At 62.3% G+C, this 20,493-nt stretch carries 17 protein-coding genes; 6 read left to right on the plus strand and 11 right to left on the minus strand.

Annotated elements, in window-relative coordinates:
* Window positions 1–309: 309 nt before the first annotated feature.
* The 5 genes from R6254_RS18875 to R6254_RS18895 all read right to left on the minus strand — a co-directional run bounded on the left by R6254_RS18875 (window position 310) and on the right by R6254_RS18895 (window position 6,096).
* On the minus strand, window positions 310–792 hold the full coding sequence (locus tag R6254_RS18875) for a GreA/GreB family elongation factor (protein WP_318409138.1): 483 nt from the start codon (window positions 790–792) through the stop codon (window positions 310–312).
* A 498-nt stretch (window positions 793–1,290) separates the two neighbouring features.
* On the minus strand, window positions 1,291–1,770 hold the full coding sequence (locus R6254_RS18880) for a copper chaperone PCu(A)C (RefSeq protein ID WP_412103194.1): 480 nt from the start codon (window positions 1,768–1,770) through the stop codon (window positions 1,291–1,293).
* 76 nt (window positions 1,771–1,846) lie between these two features.
* The gene (locus R6254_RS18885; protein WP_318409139.1) at window positions 1,847–3,394 is read right to left on the minus strand and encodes a PepSY domain-containing protein; all 1,548 of its coding nucleotides are present in this window, start codon (window positions 3,392–3,394) and stop codon (window positions 1,847–1,849) included.
* 9 nt (window positions 3,395–3,403) lie between these two features.
* Window positions 3,404–5,617, minus strand: coding sequence for a TonB-dependent receptor (locus tag R6254_RS18890; protein WP_412103195.1), 2,214 nt, complete (start codon window positions 5,615–5,617; stop codon window positions 3,404–3,406).
* Between the two features lie 107 nt (window positions 5,618–5,724).
* Complete coding sequence (locus R6254_RS18895) at window positions 5,725–6,096, minus strand: DUF2946 family protein (protein WP_318409141.1); 372 nt, start codon at window positions 6,094–6,096, stop codon at window positions 5,725–5,727.
* Window positions 6,097–6,155: 59 nt separating this feature from the next.
* Here R6254_RS18895 and nikR point away from each other — a divergent pair, with 59 nt between their 5' ends.
* Window positions 6,156–6,626 carry a nickel-responsive transcriptional regulator NikR gene (gene nikR, locus R6254_RS18900; RefSeq protein ID WP_318409143.1) on the plus strand — a complete coding sequence of 157 codons (471 nt, stop codon included), beginning with the start codon at window positions 6,156–6,158 and terminating at the stop codon, window positions 6,624–6,626.
* An 80-nt stretch (window positions 6,627–6,706) separates the two neighbouring features.
* Complete coding sequence (locus tag R6254_RS18905) at window positions 6,707–7,699, plus strand: Bug family tripartite tricarboxylate transporter substrate binding protein (RefSeq protein ID WP_318409145.1); 993 nt, start codon at window positions 6,707–6,709, stop codon at window positions 7,697–7,699.
* Between the two features lie 100 nt (window positions 7,700–7,799).
* Here R6254_RS18905 and queG read toward each other — a convergent pair whose 3' ends face one another.
* Window positions 7,800–8,846, minus strand: a complete 1,047-nt coding sequence (queG, locus tag R6254_RS18910) for a tRNA epoxyqueuosine(34) reductase QueG (protein ID WP_412103197.1) — start codon at window positions 8,844–8,846, stop codon at window positions 7,800–7,802.
* A 15-nt stretch (window positions 8,847–8,861) separates the two neighbouring features.
* On the opposite strand from queG, the gene tsaE reads away from it, so the two are divergent.
* Both tsaE and R6254_RS18920 read left to right on the plus strand, forming a co-directional pair.
* Window positions 8,862–9,365: a tRNA (adenosine(37)-N6)-threonylcarbamoyltransferase complex ATPase subunit type 1 TsaE gene (tsaE, locus tag R6254_RS18915; protein WP_318409147.1), complete on the plus strand. Its 504-nt coding sequence runs from the start codon at window positions 8,862–8,864 to the stop codon at window positions 9,363–9,365.
* A gap of 32 nt (window positions 9,366–9,397) precedes the next feature.
* Complete coding sequence (locus R6254_RS18920) at window positions 9,398–10,738, plus strand: N-acetylmuramoyl-L-alanine amidase (RefSeq protein WP_318409174.1); 1,341 nt, start codon at window positions 9,398–9,400, stop codon at window positions 10,736–10,738.
* A gap of 573 nt (window positions 10,739–11,311) precedes the next feature.
* On the opposite strand, the gene R6254_RS18925 is transcribed toward R6254_RS18920, so the two are convergent.
* From R6254_RS18925 to R6254_RS18945, 5 genes are all read right to left on the minus strand, one after another.
* On the minus strand, window positions 11,312–11,800 hold the full coding sequence (locus R6254_RS18925; protein ID WP_318409149.1) for an aromatic-ring-hydroxylating dioxygenase subunit beta: 489 nt from the start codon (window positions 11,798–11,800) through the stop codon (window positions 11,312–11,314).
* On the minus strand, window positions 11,797–13,116 hold the full coding sequence (locus R6254_RS18930; RefSeq protein WP_318409151.1) for an aromatic ring-hydroxylating dioxygenase subunit alpha: 1,320 nt from the start codon (window positions 13,114–13,116) through the stop codon (window positions 11,797–11,799). Before R6254_RS18930 ends, R6254_RS18925 begins: the two co-directional genes overlap by 4 nt.
* Before the next feature lie 41 nt (window positions 13,117–13,157).
* On the minus strand, window positions 13,158–13,940 hold the full coding sequence (locus tag R6254_RS18935; RefSeq protein ID WP_318409153.1) for a slipin family protein: 783 nt from the start codon (window positions 13,938–13,940) through the stop codon (window positions 13,158–13,160).
* Window positions 13,937–15,313 carry an NfeD family protein gene (locus tag R6254_RS18940; RefSeq protein WP_318409155.1) on the minus strand — a complete coding sequence of 459 codons (1,377 nt, stop codon included), beginning with the start codon at window positions 15,311–15,313 and terminating at the stop codon, window positions 13,937–13,939. The genes R6254_RS18935 and R6254_RS18940 overlap by 4 nt, the downstream gene beginning before the upstream one ends.
* 139 nt (window positions 15,314–15,452) lie before the next feature.
* The gene (locus R6254_RS18945; RefSeq protein WP_318409157.1) at window positions 15,453–16,115 is read right to left on the minus strand and encodes a DedA family protein; all 663 of its coding nucleotides are present in this window, start codon (window positions 16,113–16,115) and stop codon (window positions 15,453–15,455) included.
* Between the two features lie 562 nt (window positions 16,116–16,677).
* Here R6254_RS18945 and mutL point away from each other — a divergent pair.
* Together mutL and gdhA are read left to right on the plus strand one after the other, a co-directional pair.
* Window positions 16,678–18,570, plus strand: coding sequence for a DNA mismatch repair endonuclease MutL (gene mutL / locus R6254_RS18950; protein ID WP_318409159.1), 1,893 nt, complete (start codon window positions 16,678–16,680; stop codon window positions 18,568–18,570).
* Window positions 18,571–18,983: 413 nt separating this feature from the next.
* A complete protein-coding gene (gene gdhA / locus R6254_RS18955) occupies window positions 18,984–20,327 on the plus strand; it encodes an NADP-specific glutamate dehydrogenase (RefSeq protein ID WP_318409161.1) in 1,344 nt (447 codons plus the stop codon).
* Window positions 20,328–20,493: the final 166 nt, after the last annotated feature.

Raw genomic sequence — 20,493 nt, forward strand, 5'->3', positions numbered from 1 at the left:
TTTGAGCCTCGCCTGTAGGTGCCCCGTAGCGAAGCAACATCCACGCTGACTGGCCAGCGGACTTGGTGGCGATAGTGCCAGAAAGCTGCGTTTTGACTTTGAGCGAGATTGCGCCTTATGTAGGGATCTCGCTTTTTACTGAGCCCCTTCTCCTGGCTATCCGGGATGTTCGACTATCGATAGCTGGCGTACGATTTCAACAGGGTGCTGTCGGTTAGTGCATTCTCTTGGTTGACCGCCGCCAAGAGCGGTCTTAAAGGGGTCGGGACGATTAATTTCTGATCAATTCGGCGTGAACTTGCTTGCGGCTTAATGAACCCGCAGCACCTCAAACTGCTGTCGGATTGGAGCGACCTGTATCGATACCTCATCACCCTCGCACTTACCCAGCATGGCCCTGCCCAAGGGGGCTTCGCTGCTGATGACCTGAACGAGTTCAGCGCCGCTGAGCAACTTCATGCTGCCCCCATCCGGGCCGAGAAAGAGCTGTTGCTGCTTGTCGTCGGAATCCACCAGGCAGACCAGCGCGCCGAGCTGTATACCTTTGCTGGCGTTGTAGGGGCGCGGGCGGAACTGGCGCCAATTGGCCATCGCCTGGCGGATGGCTTCGGCGCGACGAGCTTGGCCAGTGGCCAGGTAGGCGGCTTCGAGACCCAATGTGTCGTATTTGTTTTCGGCGATGTTTTCTTCGTGAGTCGCCGCTTCATGGGCCGCCCGCGCTGCCTGTTCGGCTTGCAGCAGGTCCTCGGCGAGCCGTTCCAGCACCTGCTGCTGCAGCAACAATTTATCCATGATGAAAGGTAGGCATTTTGAACAAGCGGGGGTTAGGTCTTGATTATGAAGGGCTCCACCAGCTTTCGACGCTTCTGTTGGTTTCAGGTTAACTTCAGCTATGGGCCCGAAGCACCAGTTTGCCCCTTCGGTGAGCAGACGTTCAGATGCCCGCTGCGAGCAGACAGACCGGCAATGTCAGCTATACCTCGGACACCGGTCATCAGGATGACTAGGGCGATGTCGCCTGGATGACCGCTGTTGGCCAGAGACAGTGAGTTCATGGTGCAGCCCCAGCCGTCAGCAACCACTGCAAAGCAGTCAGTGTTGGCTAACGAAAATATGTAGTTATAGATAGCCAGGACATGCCGCCCATCTCACCCAAACTCGCGCCAGCAAGCGCCGATGCGTTGCCGGCCTCATCGCCTTGCGCAGCGCCACCAACTCTTGAGAAAAGATGGGGTCCGCTGTTGAAAATAGACGCAGGCATAGCGGTCGTCACCATGCCCGCAACGACTCTCAGTGCTTGTGGGCGGCCGCTGAAGGCTGGCCCGCGACTGCGCCAGGCGCGGCGGCGGCCACCGGCACGTTCAGCGCGACCTTGCTTTCGATGCCTTTGGCGTCCTTGAACACCAGGGTCATGGCCACCGTGCTGCCGGCAGGCAAGGCCTGCTTCAAATCCATCAACATCACGTGGTAGCCACCGGGCTTGAGTTCCACCGTTTTGCCGGCCGGCAAATCCAGGCCCGACAAACCGCGCATTTTCATGACGTCGTTTTCCATCTTCATTTCATGCACTTCGGCAATACCGGCGGCGGGGGTGGAGATACTCACCAAGCGGGTCGCTTCCTTGGCCGTGATTTTCATGAAGGCACCCGTGCCTTGCTGGCCGGGCACGGTGGTGCGGACCCAGGCGTTGCTGACGTCAACTTGTGCATGTGCCACGGCAGCACACATGGCCAAGACTGAAAAACCAACGTATCGAACAATGGGGAACACAACTATCTCCTTGGTTAAAAACGAATATGCCATCATCTGCCTCCAGGTGCTGGCGCGCGGGAATAGGCCGAAAAAATCATCCGGCAGACCTTGCTTTGAAACTTGCAAACTTGAGCCCAAGACGTCGCCAGCCGATCACCACGCCGGTCGCGCCAAGCGCCGTTCCTCCGAGGCTGAGAACGATCAGGAGAACGTCCCAGATCGGGCGCCGCTCGAGCAGGGGCAGCCAGTCCCAGCTGTGCAACATGGTAAACAGCCAACGGCTGAGCCGCCGCGTACTGTCAGTCTGCCCCAGAACAGCCCCGGTCGCCGGATCAATATGGACCCAGGTGGCATGCGTGTCGCCAAACACCACGCGCCAGATCGGAAGCGGCTTGTCAGCGCCGCCCGTCATGGTGTGCGCATCACGGCTGTAGTAATACAGGTCGTAATCCGTCAGGACCTCCACACGCAGGACAGCGTCGGGCAGCAGGCGCGTTACGGCCGCTCTCAAGGCGTTTGGATCCGGCACATGGGGTGCCGCCGTGGCTGCATCCATCACCGCAGTCCGCCCCGCCGCCCCGCTCGCCAGCACCAATGTTTTTCCGTCAGACGGGGTCCAGCGCAATTCACGCACCTCCGATCCGGCCGCTGCCAGCAAGGTCTGAGGCGTGGCTTGCTGCCCGGACACTCTGAGCGGGCCGCCGTGCATGGCCTGGATACGCAGGGACGGGGCGCCATTGTCAAAAATCCGCCAGGGGTTCATCGACATCAAACCGCTGAACATCCAGGTGAAGGTGATCACCGCAAACAGCAGGCCGGTGATGTGGTGCCAGCGCATCACGAAACCCTTGTAAGGCGAATGTGATCCGCTTTTGTAGGTGCGCATGAAGCGCCAGCGCAGGATGCCGACGACCGTGCCCATGACGGTCACCACAATGCCCAACACCGACAGCCAGTTGACGATGTCGGCCCAGTAAGGGTTGAAGACATTGCCGCGGAAGGGATACAGCCAGTGGATCCATGCCCCGGCATAGTTCCACACCCGCTCAGTGCCGGTCGCGTCGCGAACAACTTCGCCGGTGGTCCCGGACACATAAATCCGGGTGTTCGCCGGATCCTGCAGCTGCACCACGTGCAGCGGCCTGTGTGCGTCCAGCCCCCGCGAATGCGTGAAAGCATCTTCCTGGATGAGGCCTTCGTATTGCGGGGAAGCCGCGGCGCCGCCGTAAGCGCTCGCCGCTGCAAGCGCGTAGGATCGGTCCACCTGCTGCAACACGTCCCCCGTTCCAGCATCGATCACCACGGTACCGCTGCCCGGCGGCGGGCCACGCCGACCCGTAGCGGGATTCGCATCACGCACGGGAATCACCAAATAAACAGCACGCCCGCCACTGGCGACCGCCAGACGCAGGTCCCGCAGAGGCCCCAGGATGCCGGCCTTTTCAAGCGCCTGCACTGGCGTCAGGCCAAGGGATGCGGCATCAAGCCCTGGCAGGTGCTGCAGGCGCTCGGCCTCGGTGAGTTTGGGGTAGCCCACGTACATCATGACCACGCCCGAGACAAACCACATCACAAAGAACGCGCAGAGCACCACCCCCAGCCAGCGGTGCAGCAGAAAGAGCCAGCGTTTGGTACGGATCATCGGTGACCTTTAGAACGTAGCGCGCAGAGTGATGTCGGCCGCGCGCGGCGGACCCAGGTAAACCTGTGTCGTCCCGGCATTGGCCGCATAAATGCGGTCGGTCACGTTGCGAATGCGCCCGACCACCGAGACGGATTTGCTGACTTTCCAGGCCAGTCCCAGGTCGAGCAGCGTGTAGGCCGGCCAGCTCAAGGTGTTTGCGGCATCAGCATAAACCTTGCCAACCCGTCGCACACCCACGCTGGCCTGCCACGCTGGCGTCAGCGCGTAGGAAGCCCACACATTGGCGACGGTCGCCGGCGTGTTGACAGGTGTCTTTCCAGCCAGCGACACGCCGCCCTGCGTAAAACTTTCATACTTCGCGTCCACCTGGGTGATGTTGCCCTGCACCGAGAAACGGGCCGTGGGTTGCAGGCCGACGGCCAGTTCAACGCCTTTGGCCGATTGCTCGCCAACCAGAACGGTCAGGGCCGTGTTGTTGGGGTCCTGGCTGGAAATGTTCTTGCGCGTGATGCTGTACAGCGCCAGCGTGGCCGTGCCCTTGCCATCCCAGAAATCGAGCTTGCTGCCAACTTCGGCCTGCCTGCCGGTGGTGAGCTGGCTGTTGTTCAGCACATCGGCAAATGAGGCTGTCGAAAGAACGCCGGAAGGCGGATCGGCCGCCGTTGCATATTGCGCGTAGAGGTTGGCGCCTGGCGCAAAGTCCCACACCAGCCCCACACGTCCCGTTGTCGGGCTGTACTGGCGCGAGAAGCTGGCCGGACTGCTCAGCGTGACGGCCCGGCGGTTGGTGAGGTCGAGGTCGATACGTTCATGGCGCAAGGCCGTCACCAGGTTCAGCCTGGGCGTCAAGGCCGTGCGGTTCTCCAGGTACAGCGCCGCGGTGGTGACCTTGTTGTCGCGGTCAGGAATAAAGCCCGGCGTCATGCCCGGCACCTGGAAGAAGCGCTCGGTCACGAAGTTGTAGGGATTGACCGTGCTGACGACCGCCGGCAGGCTGTTTGGAAATCTTGTCTGCTTGTTGACACTCAGGTCCAGCCCGAAGGACCAGTCGCTTTTCAGCCCTGCAAGCTCGCCCTTGTACAGGCCTTCGATGCGGTCACCGACCACCTGCTGCTCATGCCGCTGAAGCAGCGCCGCCGAGCGGATGACGGCGGTGTTGCTGGCGTTGTAACGATAGTTCTCCACGTTGCGGTAGTCACGCAGCGCGTCATACACATAAAACGTGTTCTTGAACTGCAGCGCATCGCTGGCACGCCACTCGGTGACCGAACGCAACCACTGCACGCGCTGCTCATACACGCCATCGACGCTGTTGTAGTTCTTGAAACGGATGCCGGGATCGATACGCAGCGTTCCTGCGGCAGGGTTCAGCACGGGCATGCCCCAATATGGCCGGTCCACCGTTTCCTGCTGGTACTCATACGCCAGGGTGTGTGTCAGGCCGCCGCCCAGATCCGAGAGCAGCGACGTGGCCAACTGGGTGGACTTCGTTCGGGTACCGTCGGTCCAGCTCTCCGAATCCCGGTGGTTGACGTCGATGCGGACGTAGTGGCTGCCCGCGCCGCCATCCCCGGCGATGCGCCGGTTCAGGCCAACAGACGCCTCCTTGAGCCCTTCGGTCCCCACCCGCAACTGGACTTCGGAAAAGTCGTTTCTTTCAGCAACTTTGGTGATGTAGTTGATGGAACCACCGACCGCGCCCGAGCCAAACAGGAAGCTGGACGGCCCACCAATGGCCTCGACCCGGTCATAAATCCAGCTGTCCACGGGCCGCGCTGCGATGGAATACTGGACGTTGATGCCATTGAACATCTGGCTGATGGAGCCGCTGCCAAAGCCGCGGTAACTGACACCAATGTTGCCCGGCGCGTCGTGCGCCGTGACACCGGGAATCGCCTTGAGTATGTCCTGGGTGTTCTGCGCACCGCGCGCCTCGATGGTGTCGCGGTTCACGATGGTGACTGAAGCCGGCGTTTCACGCGGCGTGAGCCCGAGGCGGCTGCCCGTTTCTGACGATTGATCCAGAAGAAGGCGGCCATTGGCAACAGGTGTCTCACCCATCACGTCGATTTGCTGCAACATGCCAGATGCCGTCTGGGCAGCAGACGGCGCAGACATGAGCGCCAGCGCGGAACAAAGGCCCAGGGTCAAGGCAGAGGGGCGAAACGCCGGCACAGTCGCGCATGAAGCGGCCGTTGCGGGCGGAGTAAAACGGGACATGAAACTCTCCTGTGCCCGCAACGACGCGCATCAGCGGTCTGCGGGCTTCCACACACTGAAAGACATCCGGCGGCATGGCCGCGCCCGGATATCAGGGATGAACAGCGTCAGGAAAAGAAAGGCGGGCCGCGGCTGAAGGGCAGCCCCGGCGAGGAGGCCGAGCGCACGGCATCCTGAAAAACAAGCGCCATCGCGGTGACAGCGACGGGGCAAACATCCATGTGCTGCAGCGGCGGCAGGCCCAGGCCCACGGAGCCACACAGGTCGCAATGGCCGCTAGCAGTCGAGCCCTCATCCGAGCCGGCGTCAACGGACCCGCCAGCGGCACCCATGCTGCAAACACCACCCAGCTTGCCGGTGCGCACCTCTTCGGCCAGCATGCTCACGGGCGCCAGCAACGCCGAGCACACAGCCAGAAACCCCAGCAAGGCTGCGAAGCGGGCCCAGAATGGGCGAAAAAAGGTGGGGAGGGCTGGCACGGGGCCGATTATAGGCAGGGGCGGCGGTAGGATCAGGACTTTTACAGCATGGGGCAAACATGCAGCGCTTCACGATCTCCCTGGATGATGACTTGGCCGCCCAATTTGACGGACTTATTGCGGACCGCGGCTATATCAACCGCTCCGAAGCCGTGCGTGACCTCATCCGCGAGCGCCTGGGCAAGGACACACTGGACGCCCGCGCCGCGACATACTGCGTGGCCAACGTGAGTTATGTCTACGACCACCACGAGCAACAGGTCACCCGCCGCCTCATGGCCTTGCAGCACGAACACCACGACCTGGTCGTCAGCAGCCTGCACACCCACCTGGACCACGACCACTGCCTGGAAAGCGTGGTGCTGCGCGGCCCGACCCCGGCGGTGCAGGCCTGCGCGCAGCAACTGGTGGCCCTGCGCGGCGTGCGGCACGGCCAGATACACCTGGTGCCGCTGGCGCAAGAATCGGCGGGCCATTGCCATGCCCACGCGAGCGGCGCCGGGCACAAACACCTCAAACCCATCAGCTGAACACCCGCCAAACGGCGTATGGCCCCGGACCCTCGTCTGTATGACAATTATTAAATTCTTCATACAACCAGCTGTTCCGGATGTCCCTCACACGCCGCCGTCTCCTGCTCAAGACCTTGCCCGTTCTGCTGGCCGCCCCGGCCGTCTTCACCGCACGCGCCCAGCCCGGCGGCTTCCCGCAGCCTGGCAAACCCATCCGTTTCATCGTGCCCTTCCCGGCTGGTGGAACATCCGACCTGCGCGCCCGCCAGGTGGCCGAGCGTATGCGCCTGGACGCCGGCTGGACGGTGCTGGTGGACAACCGCGCAGGCGCCAGCGGCATGATCGGCTCCGAAGCCTGCGCCCGGGCCACGCCGGACGGCCACACACTTCTGCTCGGCACCATCGGCTCGCTGGCGATCAATCCGCACCTTTTTGCGCAACAACCCTACGATGTGTCGCGCGACTTCCAGCCGATCACACAATTTTCCCGTTCGGTCACCGTGCTGCTGGCGCACCGCAATACGGGATATCGCAGCCTCGCCGATGTGGAAGTGGCGGTGCGCGCCGGCCGCCCGCTGGCCTATGCCTCCACCGGCAACGGGACCATTGGCCACATGGTGGGCGAGATTTACAAACGCCGCGCCGGGCTGGACATCACCCATGTGCCCTACAAAGGCACGGCGCCGGCCGTGCAGGACTTCATCAGCGGCCAGGTGCCGCTCTTGTACGAAACACCATCAGCCGTCTGGGAACACCTGCGCGCGGGTACGGCCGTGGCGCTGGCGGTGAGCAGCAGCGTGCGCATGCCGCAGATGCCGGGCGTGCCCACCTTCCGCGAGTCAGGCTATGTCGACATGGTGTTCGACACCTGGCAAGGCGCGGTCACGACACGTGGCGTGCCGGCGGCGGTACTGGCCAGCCTGCACCGGGAAATGGCCAAAGCCTTGCGGCATCCGGATGTCGTGAAAAGCCACGAAGAGCAGGTCAACGTGGTGGTCGCCAACAGCCCCGAGGAGTTCGGGCGTTTCATAGCCGCCGAAACCACGCGCTGGGGCCAGGTGGTGCGTGAGACAGCGGTTCTTCCCAGCTGAAGCAAGCCGCGCCAGCCCGTGGTCTAACAAAATGCTACAAAATCAGTAGCTGCTTGCGCCCGTGGACAAAGGGCTAGAGGCCAATTTCATCCATAATGGATTAAGAAAGGGCCCACGCCACATGTTCCCGCACCACCGCGCTGGCATGATCACGCCGCGCCAACAAGGCCGCGCGTATGCAGCCGTCGTTATCACTGCCAGCAAACAAGGCATTGCCCATGGCCACCGCGATGTTGCGCAGCCAACGCTCGTGGCCAATACGCCGGATCGCGCTGCCTTCGGTGTAACGCAGAAACTCTTCTTCCGTCCAGGCGAACAAGGTCGTCAGTTGCTGGCCGGTCAGGCCCTGGCGCTCGTCAAAGTCGGGCAAGGCGCTGCGCTGCGCAAACTTGTTCCACGGACAGGCCAGCTGGCAGTCGTCACAGCCGTAGATACGGTTGCCTATCAGCGGCCGCAGTTCCAGGGGAATCGCACCCGCGTGTTCTATCGTCAGATACGAGATACAGCGCCTGGCATCCAGCTGGTGCGGGGCAATGATGGCCTGAGTCGGGCAAATGGTGATGCAGGCACTGCAGCTGCCGCAATGCGGCGTCACCGGCTCGCTGGGCGGCAAGGCGATGTCCACATAAATTTCACCCAGGAAAAACATGGAACCAGCCTCGCGGTTCAGCAGCAAGGTGTGTTTGCCGCGCCAGCCCTGCCCGCTGCGTGCGGCCAGCTCGGCTTCCAGCACCGGTGCCGAATCGGTGAAAGCCCGATGCCCCAGGGGCTGGACATGGGTCGCGATCCGCTCGGCGAGTTTTTGCAGCCGCGAACGCATGATCTTGTGGTAATCCCGGCCCCGTGCATACACCGACACAATCGCTTCGCCGGGCCGCTGCAGGCGCGCCAGCTCCTGAGCCTGCCACTGGCCCGGCGCTGCCGGCGTGGAGGCCGGCAAATAGTCCATACGCGCCGTGATCACACTGACCGTGCCCGGCACCAGTTCAGCAGGCCGGGCGCGTTTGAGACCATGGGCGGCCATGTAATTCATGTCCCCATGAAATCCGGCCGCCAGCCAGGCCGATAATCCGGGCTCCGCAGAAGACAAGTCCACCCCTGCAATGCCGATTTGCGAAAATCCAAGCTCGCGCGCCCACGTTTGAATTTGAGAAACGAATTGATGGCTATTGAAGATCACCCGCTCATTGTAAAAAGTATTGCCTGGACCAGCGAGGCCGATACCCAGGCTTTCGCCCAGGCCATGGCCACCCGCTTGCTGGCCAGCGTGCCCGGCCGCAATACCCTGATCCAGTTGCATGGCGACCTGGGCGCGGGCAAAACCACTTTTGCGCGACATTTCCTCAAAGCCCTGGGGGTCGAAGGACGTGTCAAAAGCCCGACCTATGCGGTGGTCGAACCCTATAGCGTGGCCGATGCGGCGGGAGGCACCCTCGACATCTGGCATTTCGATTTTTACCGCTTCAACGACCCCGATGAATGGGAAGAAGCCGGCTTTCGCGACATCTTCGCCAGCGCTGGCCTGAAACTGGTCGAGTGGCCGGAAAAAGCCGGCGAACACCTGCCCGCTGCCGATCTGGATATCCATCTGGAGCTGCTGGACAACGAGGCGCGCGCCGTCACGCTGAGCGCCCACACCGCCGCCGCTGCGGCGCTGTTGCCGTGAGCGGCCGCCACAGCCGCCGCAGCGCCCTCCAAATGGGCAGCCTGGTGTTGCTGCTCGGCGTGCAACACCTCGCGCGTGGCGCCACCATCCTGGCGGTGCGCATCTGGCCGGCGCCGGACTACAGCCGGGTCACCATCGAGTCCGACACCGGCCTGAAGACCAAAACCACCTTTGTCACCGAGCCGCCGCGCCTGGCCGTGGACATCGAAGGTGTGGACCTGATCCCCGCGTTGCGCGAGCTGGTGGCCAAGGTCAAGGCCGACGACCCGAATATTTCCGGCATCCGGGTCGGGCAAAACGCACCGGGCGTGGTGCGCCTGGTGATAGACCTGAAGCAACATATCTTGCCCCAGGTCTTCACGCTGCCACCGGTCGCGGCCTACCAGCACCGGCTGGTGTTTGACCTTTACCCGACCCAGGCGCCGGACCCGCTGGCGGCATTGATTGCCGAGCGACTCAAGGACAAAACAGCCGCACCAGCCTCGGCCACCGATCCGCTGGGCGAGTTGATTGCCAAACAGACCGACAAACCGGCCCCCGCAAAACCATCCGGTGACGACCCGCCCCCCGCAACGGGCAGCGACAAGGACCGCGCCATCGCCGCCGCGCCCAAGGCGCCGTCCGAAACCGTGGGTGCCGGTGCCGGCAACCGCAACAAAACCGACCGCCTCATCATCGTGGCACTGGACCCCGGCCACGGCGGCGAAGACCCGGGTGCCATCGGCCCAGGCGGCACACGTGAAAAAGATGTGGTGCTGCAAATTGCGCTACGCCTGCGCGAACGTATCAACCAGCAACCGAATATGCGCGCCTACCTGACGCGTGATGCCGACTTTTTTGTCCCACTGCATGTCCGCGTGCAAAAAGCCAGGCGTGTACAGGCCGACCTGTTCATCAGCATTCACGCCGATGCGTTTTTCACACCACGCCCGCAAGGCGCCAGCGTGTTTGCCTTGAGCGAAAAAGGCGCCAGCAGCAGCGCGGCACGCTGGATCGCCGACAAGGAAAACTCCGCCGACCTGGTGGGCGGTATCAACGTCAAGGCCAAAGACGCGCAGGTGCAAAAAGCGCTGCTCGACATGAGCACCTCCGCCCAGATCAGCGACAGCCTCAAACTCGGCGGCGCCATGCTGGGCGAGATCGGCAGCGTCGGCAAGCTGCACAAGCCACGCGTCGAACAAGCCAGTTTTGCCGTGCTCAAGGCACCCGACATCCCGAGCGTGCTGGTGGAAACCGCGTTTATCAGCAACCCGGACGAAGAAGCCAAGCTGCGCAGCGAGGCCTACCAGGTACAACTCGCCGATGCGCTGATGCGCGGCATAGGCCGCTACTTCTCGAAAAATCCGCCGCTGGCGCGGAATCGTCCGCTGTAACTGCTGACGGTTGCGTCGGGGGCATCTAACTGCATGCGGTTGGGCGTCACGCTGCGCTAGTGGCTTGTTCCGGACAGTAGGATGGACTCCCCACTCCCACCCCTAACCCCTAACCCCTCCCTCGCCCCGCTGGGCGATGGAGGGGGACTTCATTTGGCCGTGTGTGCTGCATCCGCGTGCATAAATGGCGGTCAATGAAAATCCGATGAAGACGCGCAGAGCGCGTCTTCATCTCCCCGCGCCCACCCCCTTCTGGCTGCGACTAGGAGCGCAGGGAAAAGCGGATCAGGGCTCACGATTGTCTGAGCGAAGCGAGTTCGAGCGAGACCCCGCTTTTCACGAGCACCGCAGGCTGCCCGCAGCATCGCTGCGGGACGCAGACAGCAGGGTCGCCTTTTCTTTTGCTTACTTTCCTTTTGGCGACGCAAAAGAAAAGTGAGTCGCCCGCCGGGGCGAAACCCGGCTTGCTGTCGGGCCACAAACAGCTGAATCAAAGAAAGCTTCGACCAGCTCAGCTCGAACGGGAGTCCAGCCACATCTCCCTCCGAAGCCTTTACACAAAAGCCAACAAACTCAAACCGGATAAATCAAGGAATTAAGAATCATCTCGCTGTCATACACACACAGCCGCCGCCTGAACTTCAAGCCACCATCAGTAGCAACCAGCTCATCCACATAACGGCCCACGTTGTAAACCTCGCTGACACCCGCCGGTTTGGTGCGAAACACCGCGTAGTTGGTCTGCGCCGTGATCACCCCCGCCTCGTTCGACAAAATTTTCGCCGCACTGATCACGTGGCGCATGTAATACGGCCCGTGGTAAATCGTCTGGGTGATGCCATAGACGCGATCTTTCATCATGCCCCGGCTTTCCAGGTCCATCAGCGCCAGCGGCAAACCCCGGTCGAAATTTTCGCGGGCCTGCACGGTGTAACGTCCGTCCTCCAGAAAAAAATCAGGCCAGGCCTCAAAGCGTTTGTCGTCCAGTACCGCGGCATACGCCACATTGAGTTGATCAACGTCGTGTTGAAGCTGCAGTCGCTCCAGCGTCACCCCGCTCATAAGGCCATCACTTTCTTCCAGTAGGCGTACATGCTGCGAATCAGCGTTTCGGTGACCATGTGTTCGGTCATCTCGGTGCCGGTGCCGCCCAGCTCGCACAAGGTCGAACCGGCTTCACCGCCCTGCCGGAAGCCGGCCTGGCTGAACTCAATGACTTCACCATCGTCGGCGCTGACAAAACCGGCCGGCCCAAACAGGTTGGACTGGCGCAGGCGGCGCCGTGTCATCTCGGGCGTGTCGTCGGCAAAACCAAAATGGGTCCAGACAAAATCAAACTCGCCCTGACCGCGCGGCACGATGTGGCGCGTGCTCAGCGAGTTGACCTGCTGCTGGATGATGAGGCTGGGGAACAGTGTGATCATGGTCACGGTGGGCATGATGTCGGCGCCGGGATTTGCCGGATCCGGCACCTTCCACCAGGGCTCGGGCACCACATCCAGCAAGCGGTCGTCGTGCAGCGCCATGTTGGCCTTGAAAGACGTCACACCTTCGGTCACGGCGGCCTGCCCGCCTTCGTTGCGGCGCGAAATCATCACGGCATGGCGGCCTTGCTCATCCATGACCATGCGGCTTTTCTGGTCGGCACGCCACAGGCCAAAGGTCACAAACCAGGTGTGCAACAAACCGGGGTGATAGGGGTCCTTGATGTTTTCCATCATCAGCTTCCAGTTGCCCGGAATACGCTGGCGGTTGTACCCCAGCAAGGTCAGCTGCCGACCTTTGAAAATGCGCTCCACCCAGGGCATGATGTTCGGCCCCAGGTAGTCTTCCAGCGGGGCTACGGTGTCGCTGAAAGTCGCAAACACCAGGCCGTGCAACACCGCCACACGCAGCTTGGTCAGGCCGTGGTCCTTGAGCTCAAAGCCTTCGGGCATGCCGCCGTTGACACACTCACCGTCTTTCACACCATCCTTGAACGGCAGGCCGGCCAGGTCGCCATTGAGTTTGTAAGTCCACTGGTGGTAGGGACAGACAAAGCTGCGCGCATTGCCCTGCGGGTTCTGGCAAAACCGCACGCCACGGTGGGCGCAGCGGTTTTCGACCACGCGGATGCCGTGATCGGTGCCGCGGTCTTTAGGTGCCACGCGGTCACGCACCATCACCACCTGGCGCTCACCGACATGACTGAGTTTGAAGTCACCCAGATTCGGAATCTCGACCTCCAGCCCGACGTAACACCAGTGCGGGCCGTAGAAAATTTTCTCCAGCTCGCGCTGGTACAGCTGCTCGTCGGTATACGCCCAGAAGGGCACACGGCTGGAGCCGGGCTGACTCCAGCGGGACAGGACGGAAGGGGAAGAAGGGGGTGCGTTCATCTCTACTTGGCCGGCGGATTGGATCAGTAGAAATGATACGCTTACTTATGATCTCCGCCTTCACCCGGTGATTTTTTGGGTTTAAGCAAGGCGCCCAGCAAGTCCATGGGCAGCGGCAAAATCACGGTGGAGGCGCGGTCACCTGCGACTTGGGTCATGGTCTGCAGATAACGCAACTGCATCGCTTCGGGCTGTTGCGCCAGCATACGCGCGGCCTCCAGCAAGGCGGACGCGGCCTGTTTTTCGCCTTCGGCATGGATCACCTTGGCGCGGCGTTCACGCTCGGCTTCGGCCTGGCGCGCGATGGCCCGCACCATGGACTCGTTGAGGTCGATGTGTTTGATTTCAACATTGGTCACCTTGATGCCCCAGCCGTCGGTTTGCGCATCCAGAATGCGCTGGATATCGAGGTTCAGGCGCTCCCGCTCTGCCAGCATCTCGTCAAGTTCGTGTTTGCCCAGCACCACGCGCAAGGTGGTTTGCGCCAGCTGGCTGGTCGCCATGAGGAAGTTCTCGACATTGATGATGGCTTTTTGCGCGTCCACCACACGGAAGAAAACAACCGCATTGACCTTGACCGAGACGTTGTCGCGCGAGATTACGTCCTGCGGCGGCACGTCCATGGTGACCACACGCAGGTCGATACGCACCATTTGCTGAATCACCGGGATCAGGATGACCAGGCCCGGGCCCTTGACCTTCCAGAAACGACCAAGCTGAAACACCACACCACGTTCGTATTCACGCAAAATGCGCAGCGAACTGCTGATCAGCAGCAGCAAAAGCAGCACCAGTAGCCCGAGAGGCAAACCAATCATGATCATGACGCAACTCCTTTGAGAAAGTCCGCTTCACCCTGAACCTGCAGCAGCAGGCCATCAATGCGCAGCACCCGGATCCGTTGACCCGTCCTGAGCGGCGCCTCGCTGCGCACCCGCCAGCGTTCGCCGCGCACCTCGGCCCAGGCTTCATCACCCTCGACATAAACCACCTCGCCCAGCGTACCGGCCATTTCCTCGTGCCCGCCCAGCACCGGCCGCCGGCGTGCACGCAGCGTCATGGTCGCCAGCACAAACACCACCACGGCGGAACTCAGGGCCAGTCCGAACACCAGGGAAAGCGGCACGCCAAAACCCGGCACATCGCGGTCGAACAGCAAAATGCCGCCGACCACAAAAGCGACCACCCCACCGGCGCCCAACAGGCCGCTGGGCGCCACCAGTTCGGCAGCCAAGAAGGCCATGCCCAGAAGCACCAGGGCCAGGCCGGCATAGTTCACAGGCAAAAGCTGCAAGGCAAACAGCCCCAGCAAAAGGCAGATGGCACCGGCCACCCCCGGCAGGGCCAGACCAGGTGACGAAAACTCGAACACCAGCCCGTAAAAACCCACCATCAACAAGATCAGCGCCACGCTGGGGTGGGCGATCACCGCCAGCAAACGCTGGCGCCAGTCGGGCAACATCCACTCGACGACCTGGCCCTGGGTGTGCAAGGTGATACGCGCGCCCCTAACCTCGACGCTCCGGCCCTCCAGTTGCCGCAGCAAATCCGACAGGTCCACGGCGACCAAGTCAACCACCTTGTCGCGCAAGGCCTCCCCGGCGCTCAGGCTGACCGCTTCGCGCACCGCACGTTCGGCCCACTCCGCATTGCGGCCCCGGGTCTGCGCCAGGCCGCGTATAAATGCGGCGGCATCGTTCATGACTTTGGCACCCATGGCGTCGGTGGGGGCCGTGGGGGAGGCGGCCTTGTCTTTATCCTTGTCGGATTTGGCACCGGGCAAGCCGATCGCCACCGGTGTCGCCGCGCCCAAGGTGGTCGCAGGCGCCATGGCGGCCACATGGGCGGCATAAAGAATGTAGGTGCCGGCACTGGCGGCCCGGGCACCTTCCGGCGCCACATACACAGCCACCGGGATGGGCGAAGACAACATGGCCTGGATGATCTGGCGCATGGAGCTGTCCAGCCCGCCCGGCGTGTCGAGCATGAGAACCACCAGGCCGGCCTGACGCTCCTGGGCCTTGGCGATGCCGCGCACGATGTAGTCGGTACTGGCCGGTCCGATCGCATCCTGCAACTTGAGCACCAGTACCGGTGCGGCGGCGGCACCAATACACCAGAACACCAACACCAGGCACAAGAGCCACTTGGCCGGACCCCGAATCAGGCTTGCGCGAAAGATGGCAGGTGTCAGCATGGCAAAGGCCTCACTGGTGTTGGCTGCAGCGCCTTGCGGCAGGCTGCAACGCTATCAGTATGCGACAGCCCATCGACGAATACAACTCCCCTGCGGCGGGGGAAAAGACAGCGGCAATAAAGCGCTGACCGGTTGTGCTTTAGCGGTTTTCCAGCGGCACCGGGGCTTTGTTGCGGCTGGCCTTCCAGGCACCGAACAGGACAATCAGCCCGGGAATAAAAATCATGGCCCAGATGATCTTGCTCAGATTCGCCTGCACCCAGGGCAGGTTGCCGAAGAAATAACCGGCGCCGCACAGCCCAATCACCCAGATCAGCGCACCCAGCACGTTGTAGGCGCTGAACTTGCCACGACTCATCTCGGCCACACCCGCCACAAAAGGCGCAAAAGTGCGGATAAAAGGCATGAAACGCGCAATGATGATGGTGATGCCGCCGTAACGTTCGTAAAACGCATGGGCCTGGTTAAACGCCCGCTTGTTGAAAAACTTCGACTGCTCCCACTGGAAAACCTTGGGACCGAAGAAACGCCCTATCGTGTAGTTGCACTGATCCCCCAGAATCGCCGCCACCACCAACACCCCCATGGCCAGCGGCAGGCTCAGCAGGCCGGCGCCGCACAGGGCACCAACAATAAAGAGCAAGGAGTCGCCCGGCAAAAACGGCATGACGACCACGCCGGTTTCGACAAACACGATCAGAAACAGCAGTGCGTAAACCCACATGCCATAAGTTTGGGTAAAGGCCTCCAGGTGGCTGTCCACGTGGAGGATGAAGTCAATCAGAAAAGTCACAAGTTCCATGGTGAGGATTTTGACATGCTGGCACAGCTACCTGGAATCAAGTACTGGTCTGCATCACGCTGCGTTTGCGGCATGCATTGGACAGTAGGCCTGACTCCCCACTCCCACCCCTAACCCCTCCCTCGCCCCGCTGGGCGATGGCGGGGGACTTCATTTGGCCTTGTGTGCTGCGCCCACGTGCATCAATGACAGTCTCTTGAATCGAAAAGGACGCGCTTGGCGCGTCCTTTTCTCCCCGGATTGGTCTTTCTCTCCACCCCCTTCTGTATGCGACTAGGAGCGGAGGTTCAGCCGGATCAGGGCGAGCGATTGTCTGAGCCGAAGGCGAGTTCGAGCGAGACCCCGCTTTTCTCGAGGTTCTATGGTTCGCGTCAAGCTGGTTGTGCGGTCATTCGTAGTTTTGACGGCTCAAACGCCTGGCCCGACTTCCACACAGCAAAGGCAATGCGCAGCAGTTTTCTGGCCAGTACCACCAGCGCCGCCGTGCTCGGCAACCCCCGGCTTGCTGGCAAACCACAGCCAGTCGAAATCATCCAAAGGCCGAACACCCTAAAATAAAACCGTGAACCTCCCCACCTCCCAAGACACCCTCCCCCGCCGCCCCATCCGAGAACTCCCCGACGAACTGGTCAGCCAGATTGCGGCCGGCGAAGTGGTGGAGCGCCCCGCGTCGGTGGTGCGTGAGCTGGTGGACAACGCGCTGGACGCCGGCGCGCGGCAAATCACGGTGCGGCTGCTGGCTGGCGGCGTGCGCCTGATCTCGGTCGAGGACGACGGCTCGGGCATTCCGCGCGAGGAACTGGGCGTCGCGCTCAAGCGCCACGCCACCAGCAAGATTGCGTCGCTGCAGGACCTGGAGTCCGTGGGCACCATGGGTTTTCGGGGCGAGGCGTTGGCCGCCATCAACTCGATTGCCGACATGAGCCTCTTGTCGCGCACCGAAGGGGATGCCACAGCCCATGCCTGGCTGCTCGACGGCCGCTCCGGCGAACTCAGACCGGTGGCGCGCAGCCGCGGCACCACGGTCGAGGTGCGCGAGTTGTTTTACGCCACGCCGGCGCGCCGCAAATTTTTGAAAACCGACGCCACCGAACTGGCGCATTGCATAGAAGCCGTGCGCCGCCACGCGCTGGTACGGCCCGACGTGGGTTTTGCGATCTGGCACGAAGGCAAACTGGTCGAGCAATGGCGCGCCTGCGAGGCAACGGCCGAGCAGGACGCCCACGCGCAGCGCCTGGGTGATGTGCTGGGCAGCGAGATGCTGGCCCAAAGTGTGGCCGTGGATTACCGCTCGGGCACGCTCCACATCACTGGGCGCGCGGGCATTCCGGATGCCGCGCGTTCGCGTGCCGACCAGCAGTTTGCCTATGTCAACGGCCGCTATGTGCGCGACAAGGTGCTGACCCACGCCGCACGCAGCGCCTACGAAGACGTGTTGCACGGCCACCGCCAGCCTGTTTATGCGCTGTACGTGGTGATGGACCCGACCCGGGTGGACGTCAATGTGCACCCGACCAAAATCGAGGTGCGTTTTCGCGACAGCCGCGAAGTGCACCAGGCGGTGCGCCATGCGGTCGAAAACGCCTTGGCGGCGCCGCGGGCAGCTGCGGCCGCGCTGGCCAACCCGAACGGCATCGTGCCCGGAAGTTTTGAGCCAAATCGGCCTCTAGCCCAATCGCTATGGGCGCAACCAGCTATTAATTTCGGAGCGGATCAGCCCTACCGGCAAAACCCGCGGGTGTCTGACTTCGAGGCCATGTGGCCGGTGCAGCCTGCGGCCACCGCCCCCGGGTTCGCGCCGGAGCCAGCCCCCTACGGCGCCAGCCCGCACAACGAACCTGTGGAAGCCGCGGCCCTGCCGCCCGGCGACTGGCCGCTGGGCCGCGCCATCGCCCAGTTGCAGGGTATTTATGTGCTCGCCGAAAACACCCAGGGCCTGGTGGTGGTGGACATGCACGCCGCGCACGAACGTATTGTTTACGAGCGTCTGAAAAACCAGCTGGACACCAGCACCGCCATCGCCAGCCAGCCGCTGCTGATTCCCGCGACCTTCGCCGCCAGCCCGCAGGAAGTTGCCACCGCGGAAGCCGCCACCGACACGCTGGCAGCCCTGGGCCTGGAGATCACGCCTTTCTCGCCGCGCACCCTGGCCGTGCGCGCCGTGCCGACCAGCCTGGTCCAGGGCGACGCCGTGGAACTGGCACGCAGCGTCTTGGCCGAGCTGGCACAACACGACGCCAGCACCGTGATCCAGCGCGCGCAAAACGAGTTGTTGTCCACCATGGCCTGCCATGGCGCGGTGCGCGCCAACCGCAAGCTCACCCTTGAAGAGATGAACGGCCTCTTGCGCCAGATGGAGGCAACTGAGCGCTCCGACCAGTGCAACCACGGCCGGCCGACCTGGCGCCAGGTCAGTATCAAGGAACTGGACGCCTTGTTCATGCGGGGGCGCTAGGCGCTGTGCCCTGCGGCACAAGCACCTTTTCGGGGCCAGGGATACGCATCCCGGTCCGGACCTGGCTGTCGGGTGCCGTCCTGCCATCTCAGATTTTTAAACAAATCGGCCTCGATCCCTTTACCCATAAGCGCAATAAGCTATTGATTAAATAGCAATTCGACGCCAGACCAGAGGCCCATACCGCATACCCGCAGACCCGGGGATGGCAGACGCCCCCGCCCGATACACCCCATATCGGTGCAATTCAACACCACCCGGACCCGCCCCACGCCCACCACAAACACCAATCAGGTGCAATTCCGTGGATGGCGCTGAGTCATGCACCAAGATGGGCATAAGCCCATGAGCATTTGGCATAATGTCGGGTTGCGCTGCCGCATAACCCCGTTTTTTGAAGAAAGCCCTTGCATATGAAGTACGAGTCCGTCGACCAATTCCTTCACCAGGTCGCTCAGCGCAACCCCGGACAACCCGAGTTCCTGCAAGCCGTGACCGAGGTCATGGAAAGCCTCTGGCCTTTCATCGAAAAACACCCCAAATACGCCGAACACGGCCTGCTGGAACGCCTGATCGAGCCCGAGCGCACCATCATGTTCCGCGTCTCCTGGATCGACGACCACGGCACCGTGCAGGTCAACCGCGGCTACCGCATCCAGCACAGCATGGCGATTGGCCCCTACAAAGGCGGCCTGCGCTTTCATCCCTCGGTGACCCTGTCGGTGCTGAAATTCCTGGCCTTCGAACAAACCCTGAAAAATGCACTGACCACCTTGCCCATGGGCGGCGGCAAAGGCGGCGCGGACTTCGACCCCAAGGGCAAGAGCCCCATGGAAGTCATGCGTTTTTGCCAGGCCTTTGTGTCCGAACTGTTCCGCCATGTTGGCGCCGACACCGACGTGCCGGCAGGCGACATCGGCGTGGGTGGCCGCGAAGTCGGCTTCATGGCCGGCATGTACAAAAAGCTCAGCAACCGCTCCGACTGCGTGTTCACCGGCAAGGGCCTGGCCTTTGGCGGTTCGCTGATCCGCCCCGAGGCCACCGGCTACGGCATGGTGTACTTCGCCCAGGAAATGCTCAAGACACAAGGCAAGTCGTTTGAAGGCAAAACCGTGTCGGTGTCCGGCTCGGGCAATGTCGCGCAATACGGCGTCGAAAAAGCCATGGCCCTGGGCGCCAAGGTCGTGACCGTGTCCGACTCCAGCGGCACCGTCTACGACAAGGACGGGTTCACCCCTGAAAAACTCGCCATCCTGATGGACGTCAAGAACCACCGCTACGGCCGCGTGAACGACTACGCCAAGCTGGTGGGCGCCGAGTTCCAGGCCGGCAAGACACCATGGCACATCGCCGTGGACGTGGCCCTGCCTTGCGCCACACAAAACGAATTGACCATTGAAGATGCCGCCGTGCTGATCAAAAACGGCGTCATCTGCGTGGCCGAAGGCGCCAACATGCCATCGACCAACGAAGCCGCCAAGGCCTTCGAAGCCGCCGGGGTGTTGTACGCACCGGGCAAGGCCTCCAACGCCGGCGGTGTCGCCACTTCCGGCCTGGAAATGAGCCAGAACTCGGCCCGCCTGTCCTGGCCGGCCGAAGAAGTCGATGCCCGCCTGCTGCAAATCATGCAAGGCATCCACGCTGCCTGCCTGAAATACGGCAAACGTGCTGATGGTTCGGTGAGCTACATCGACGGCGCCAACGTGGCCGGCTTCGTCAAGGTCGCCGACGCGATGCTGGCCCAGGGCGTGATCTAAGCGAAACACCCTGCTGGTATCGACAAAAAAGGGGCCATGAGGCCAATGCCGCTCAGTTAAGCCTGAGCGGCATTTTTTTTGATGGGATAGCGGGTCTTGGAGGCTCGAACTGTACGGGCATAGCGTCGCTCGGATCGACGCGGGGGTAGAAGAAATCGACGAATGT

Source organism: Polaromonas potterensis, assembly GCF_033446725.1.
Classification (GTDB): Bacteria; Pseudomonadota; Gammaproteobacteria; order Burkholderiales; family Burkholderiaceae_C; genus Polaromonas.